This is a genomic window from Protofrankia sp. CiP1_Cm_nod3, from assembly GCF_982290655.1.
Map to the genome: position 1 here is coordinate 3,574 of NZ_CEVIVD010000104.1, position 1,452 is coordinate 5,025.

Annotated in this window: 1 protein-coding gene; it reads right to left on the minus strand. The window is 70.6% G+C overall.

Annotated elements, in window-relative coordinates:
* Positions 1 to 151: 151 nt before the first annotated feature.
* Positions 152 to 1,048, minus strand: coding sequence for a LysR family transcriptional regulator (locus AC5LUJ_RS17675; RefSeq protein WP_250290737.1), 897 nt, complete (start codon positions 1,046 to 1,048; stop codon positions 152 to 154).
* Between the last annotated feature and the right edge of the window lie 404 nt (positions 1,049 to 1,452).

A 1,452-nucleotide genomic window follows, 5' to 3' on the forward strand; every position in this document is an offset into this window, starting at 1 on the left:
GTACCGGCTCGGGACGCCGGGCCAGGACGCCGGGTCAGGACGCCGGGTCAGGACGCCGGGTCAGGACGCCGGCTCGGGACGCCGGCTCGGGATGCCGGGCCAGAACGCCGGGCCAGAACGCCGGGCCAGAACGCCGGGTCAGGACGCCGGGTCAGGACGCCGGTCGGTTCGAGGACGGTGGGCGGGGACGCTCGTCCAGCACCGTGCGCACCGCGTCGCCGATCAGATGCGTCAGCCGGGGATGGGCGCTGCGACGGCCGCGGACGTGGAGTGGTTCAGGCTCGACCGGTGGCAGATCGTCACGGCGTTCCAGCCCCTGCGGCACCGCCCCGACATCGGCGAGCAGCGCGACACCGACACCGGCGCGGACCGCGTGCAGCACACCGGCGAGGTATCCGGCCTCGCCGACGACCGAGGCCGTGCGCCCGGCCTGGGCCAGCACCCGTAACGCATGGCTTCGAATCGTGCACGGATCGTCGATAGCTACCAGTGGCAGTGGCCGTTCCGGCGGGGGCGGCACCCAGTCGGTGGCCGCGAACCAGGCCAGCGGCAGCCGGCCGGCGGGACGGGCCAGGGGGGTGTTCCCCTCCCCGATGAGCACGGCGACGTCGATGCTGCCCCGGTCGAGCGCCTCGTCGAGGCGGGCCCCTCGATCGAGCCGGAACCTGACCTGGACGTCGGGGAACTCCGCGGTGAGCGCGGACATCACCAGCGGGAGCAGGTGGTCGGCGGCATGCTCGGTCGACCCGATGGTGATGGTCGGCTGGCCCGCCAGCGCCGCGTCCACGCCCAGTTGTTCGAGGGCGTCGTCGTGCAGGGTGAGAATCCGTCGCCCCATGGCGATGAGTAGTTCACCATCAGAGGTGAAGCGTGTGCCGCGGCCGTCCGGGGTGACCAGCGGCCGGCCGACCGCTTTCTCCAGGCGGCGCACATGCTGGCTCACCGCCGACTGCGAGATGCACAGCGCCTCCGCGGCCCGGCGGAAGCCGCCGTGGTCGGCGATCGCCGTGAGGCTGCGCAGAGCCGTCAGGTCCAGTACGGGAGGCACAGTGCACGATAGCGCAACTGATTTTATTTCGTAATAGGTCCGATCGCGGATCCGCGTTGGACATCCACGGAAAACAGCACCATCCTGATGCCCATGGTCGGGAAACGGGATGTGCGGCAACACGGACCGCTTACATTCCGTGCCGCTTTCCGTCATCCAGCGCGGTGCCGGATCGCGCGGCACGTCCTGACCCGCAGACGAGTCATTGACTTCGGGACCATCACCTCCGCCTGTTGTCCCGTGCGTTGTTCCCGCTGGTGACACCAGGTTCCCTCTGGTGACACCGGGCTCCCGCTGGTGACGTCGGCGCGTCACTGCCCGGCCTGATCCGGCTGCCGGTCGCCGAGCCACGGCAGCTCGTCCAGGCCATCGGGATCACCAGGCCATCGGGATCACCAGGCCAT